Origin of the sequence: Comamonas sp. B-9, assembly GCF_000410635.1 — a bacterium.
Taxonomy (GTDB): Bacteria; Pseudomonadota; Gammaproteobacteria; order Burkholderiales; family Burkholderiaceae_C; genus Comamonas.
In genome coordinates, this window is record NZ_KE148621.1 from 5,648 (window position 1) to 9,558 (window position 3,911).

Sequence of the window (3,911 nt, forward strand, 5' to 3'; positions counted from 1 at the left end):
TCGCGCCATTAGCATCCCTTATCAGCCTCCCAACGAATGAAGCGCGGTTTCTACACCATCATGTCGGCGCAGTTTTTCAGCTCGCTGGCTGACAACGCCCTGTTTGTCGTTGCCGTCGATCTGTTGATCAGCGCAGGCGCTGCGGAGTGGCAGCGTGCCGCCCTGGTGCCCATGTTCGCGCTGTTCTACGTGATCCTGGCACCGTTTGTGGGCGCCTTTGCCGATGCCTACCCCAAGGGGCAGGTGATGTTCATCAGCAATGCGATCAAGGTGATCGGCTGCCTGCTGATGCTGTTTGGCCACCACCCGCTGCTCGCCTATGCCGTCGTCGGCCTGGGCGCTGCCGCCTATTCACCGGCCAAGTACGGCATCCTCACCGAGCTGCTGCCAGCCAGCCAGCTGGTGCGGGCCAATGGCTGGATCGAGGGGCTGACGATCACCTCGATCATCCTGGGCGTGCTGCTGGGCGGCCAGCTGGTGGGCCCCCAGGTCTCGGGCTGGCTGCTGTCCTTTGATCTGCCGCTGATCGACACCCCCATCGATACCCCTTCCGAGGCAGCGATCTGCGTGATCGGCCTCTTGTACGCAGGTGCGGCTTGGTTCAACACCCGCATCCCGCGCACCAGCACCCAGCTGGTGCCACTGCGCCAGGACACGAGTCGCAGCATGTTCTCCAACGTGATGGACCTGCTGCCCGACTTCTGGCGCTGCAACAGCCGCCTGTGGCGCGACAAGCTCGGCCAGATCTCGCTGTCGACCACCACCTTGTTCTGGGGCGTCTCGGGCAACCTGCGCTATATCGTGCTGGCCTGGAGTGCGGTTGCGCTGGGCTACAGCACCACCAAGGCCTCGGCGCTGGTCGGCGTGGTCGCCATCGGCACAGCAGTCGGTGCCATCCTCGCCTCGATGCGCATGAAGCTCGACGGCGCTACGCGCGTGATCCCGCTGGGCATTGCGATGGGCCTCTTGGTAGTGTGCATGAACTTTATCCACAGCATCTGGCTGGCGGTCCCTTTTCTGGTGGTGCTGGGCGGTCTGGGTGGCTTTTTGGTGGTGCCGATGAACGCCCTGCTGCAGCACCGGGGCCACAACCTGATGGGCTCGGGCCGCTCGATTGCGGTGCAGAACTTCAACGAGCAGGCCTGCATCCTGGGCCTGGGTGTCGTCTACAGCATGTTCACCCGCTTTGGCATGTCGGCCTATGGCGCCATCACCTGCTTTGGCCTGCTGGTGGCCGGCATCATGTGGTGCATCCTGCTGTGGCACCGGCATAATTGCAAGCAGCATCCGCAGGAAGTCCAACGGCTGCTGGACATTGCCCGCCACGACCACCACCACTGAGTGACCCGCCGGTGGGCCACGCGCCAAGCCCACCCGCCCTCCTGCACCCCTTAGAAAAATAGAAAGCTGACAGCGCCTGTTGACCCCAGGCGCTGTTTCCCCTCGCCCCATGCTCACCGCGCTGCCCTTTTTAGCCCTGATGACCAACGCCCTGATCTGGGGCACGATCTGGTGGCCGTTCCGCCAGCTGCAGGCCCTGGGGGTGCACCCGGTGCTGGGCACGGCCCTGGTCTACCTGATCCTGTTTTGCGGTCTGCTGCTGGTCAAGCCGGCAGCGGCGGCCATTGCCCGGCGCCACCCGCTGCTGCTGCTGCTGGCCTTTACCTCGGGCAGCACCAATGTGCTGTTCAACTGGGCCGCCACCACCGGCGATGTGGTGCGTGTGGTGCTGCTGTTCTATCTGATGCCCGCCTGGTCGGTGCTGCTGGCCTGGTACTTTCTGGGTGAAAAGCCCAACAAGTACTCCATCCTGCGCCTGGTGCTGGCCTTCAGCGGCGTGTTGATCGTGATGATTCCAGCCGGCGCCACCTGGCAGAGCCTGACAGCCAACCTCTCGCTGCCCGATGCGCTGGCCATTGTCGGGGGCTTTACCTTTGCCGGCACCAATGTGGTGTTGCGCAGCCAGTACCGCGTGCCGGGTGAGGCGCGCATGCTGGCCATGTTCTTTGGTGGTCTGGTCGCCGCCGGTGCCATGTCGGTGCTGGGCATCTACCTGGGCCGCATGCCGGCCGTGCCCGATATCGCCTGGGGCTGGCCGCTGATGGTGCTGGTCGTCGCCGTGCTGATCATGCTGAGCAACTGGACCTTGCAATACGGCGCCTCGCGCCTGGCCGCCACCACCGCTGCGGTGGTGATGCTGTCCGAGGTGGTCTTTGCCAGCGCCTCCAATGTGCTGATCGAGGGCACCGTGCTCTCGGGCCGCCTGCTGCTGGGCGGCGCGCTGGTGCTGTCGGCCTCGCTGATCGCGGCGCTGGAGTCGCGCCTGCCCTGAGTGGTGTGACGGTGGGTTAGCGACTAAGATAGCCGCCATGCCCGCAACACCGCACACCCTCCAGGACTTTGTTCTCCACGACGCCAGCGCCAAGCCGCTGCCGCTGTCGCGCTATGCCGGCCAGGTGGTGCTGGTGGTCAACACGGCCACCGCCTGCGGCTTTACGCCGCAGCTCAAGGGGCTCGAAGCTTTGCAGCAGCAGTACGGCCCCCAGGGCCTGCAGGTGCTGGGCCTGCCCTGCAACCAGTTTGGTGCGCAGGCCCCCGGCAGCAATACCGAGATTGCGCAGTTTTGCGAGCTGAACTACCAGACCAGCTTTCCCAGCCTGGCCAAGGTGGAGGTCAACGGCCCGCACACCGACCCGCTGTTTGCCTGGCTCAAGGCGCAGGCGCCAGGCCTCTTGGGCGGGCGGATTCTGTGGAATTTCACCAAGTTTCTGGTGGGGCGCGATGGCCGCACCGTGCAGCGCTTTGCCCCGATGACCAAGCCAGCCAAGCTGGAAGCGGCCATCGAGAAGGCCTTGGCTGCGTCGTAAACACCGGCCGGCGCTCAGTCCATCAGCGCCGTCTCCAGCCCGGCGGCAATGCTGGCCAGGCCCGCAATCACGCAGACCGCACCCCAGAACTTGCGCAGCCAGCGGCGATTGCGGTTGGCTTGGGGGGTATCGGGCTTCATGGCGTACTCCTTGCGCAGATGGTAGCCATCCGCAGGTCTCAGGAACTCAGTGTAAGCAGCGGCGGGTCAGCGATCAAGCCAGGGGCATAAAAAAAGCTGTCCACGCTTCCAGGAGCGTGGGCAGCTTTTTGCTGGGCGAATGCTGGGTTTATTCAGCAGCAGCGTTGTCGTCGGCCTTGGCAGCGGCTGGCTCGGCCGCATCGCCTTCGTCCGCCGCTTCTGGGGCCGCAGGCGCGGCTGCAGGGCGTGCAGCAATCGCCTGGGTCTGGGCAGCGCGGTGCAGGTGGCGCTCCACCGCAGCGGGGTGCATGCCGTACATATCGGCAAACTCGGCCACGCTCTTGCCGCTGGCGGCATGGGCGGTGGCCAGGGCTTCGGCCTTGGCGTCGAACTCGGCCACTTCCTGCATGGCGGCTGCCAGCAGGGCCTGGGTCGCTTCATCCTTGACCTGGACCTTGGCCAGGAAGTCGTCGCGGCTCAGGTCGGACGCGATATAGGCCATGCCGATGCGGCGGCGCAGCTTGAGCTGCAGGTCTTCGCCGTCGCGCGGCTTGCGGCGGCGGAAGGACTCCACCAGCGCATGGAACACATGCTCAGGCGCCATCGCCTCGACGACCTGGCCTTGCAGGTCATGGCGGGGCTGGCCCATGGCCACGGCGTTGAGGTAGCGGGTCGAGCGGGTATGCAGGCCCAGGGCCACCTTCAGCTCGTTCTTCTCGAAGGCGTCGGGGTGGGCGGCCATCAGGTCCTGGAACACACCGCGCTTGAGCGGCAGCGGCTGGTCGCCAAACAGTGCAGGGTACAGACCGGCAAGCTTTTCCACCACCGGGTGGCGTGGGCGGGCAGGCGCCTTGGGCGCAGCGGGGGCCGCCTGGCCACCGTCACGGCGTGGGCCACGGCCGCC

General features: G+C 65.7%; 5 protein-coding genes. 3 read left to right on the plus strand and 2 right to left on the minus strand.

The features are described from left to right. The first annotated feature begins 36 nt into the window (after positions 1-36). The 3 genes from lplT to H928_RS0117185 all read left to right on the plus strand — a co-directional run bounded on the left by lplT (position 37) and on the right by H928_RS0117185 (position 2,867). Positions 37-1,341, plus strand: a complete 1,305-nt coding sequence (lplT, locus tag H928_RS0117175; RefSeq protein WP_021027614.1) for a lysophospholipid transporter LplT — start codon at positions 37-39, stop codon at positions 1,339-1,341. A gap of 139 nt (positions 1,342-1,480) precedes the next feature. Next, positions 1,481-2,332 carry a DMT family transporter gene (locus tag H928_RS0117180; protein WP_306729949.1) on the plus strand — a complete coding sequence of 284 codons (852 nt, stop codon included), beginning with the start codon at positions 1,481-1,483 and terminating at the stop codon, positions 2,330-2,332. Between the two features lie 37 nt (positions 2,333-2,369). Further along, a complete protein-coding gene (locus tag H928_RS0117185; protein WP_021027616.1) occupies positions 2,370-2,867 on the plus strand; it encodes a glutathione peroxidase in 498 nt (165 codons plus the stop codon). A gap of 14 nt (positions 2,868-2,881) precedes the next feature. Here the strand turns inward: H928_RS0117185 and H928_RS33970 are convergent, their stop codons facing one another. Together H928_RS33970 and H928_RS28450 are read right to left on the minus strand one after the other, a co-directional pair. Next, positions 2,882-3,007 (minus strand): hypothetical protein, encoded by a 126-nt coding sequence (locus H928_RS33970; RefSeq protein ID WP_021027617.1) that lies wholly within the window; start codon positions 3,005-3,007, stop codon positions 2,882-2,884. Between the two features lie 148 nt (positions 3,008-3,155). Further along, positions 3,156-3,911, minus strand: a 756-nt coding sequence (locus H928_RS28450; protein WP_021027618.1) for a ProQ/FINO family protein, incomplete at its 5' end; no start/stop codon positions are given.

Bases quoted from the DNA above. Each gene is read 5' to 3' on its own strand.
- H928_RS0117185 (WP_021027616.1), top strand. From the start codon at position 2,370: ATGCCCGCAACACCGCACACCCTCCAGGACTTTGTTCTCCACGACGCC.
- H928_RS33970 (WP_021027617.1), bottom strand. From the start codon at position 3,007: ATGAAGCCCGATACCCCCCAAGCCAACCGCAATCGCCGCTGGCTGCGC.
- lplT (WP_021027614.1), top strand. From the start codon at position 37: ATGAAGCGCGGTTTCTACACCATCATGTCGGCGCAGTTTTTCAGCTCG.
- H928_RS0117180 (WP_306729949.1), top strand. From the start codon at position 1,481: ATGACCAACGCCCTGATCTGGGGCACGATCTGGTGGCCGTTCCGCCAG.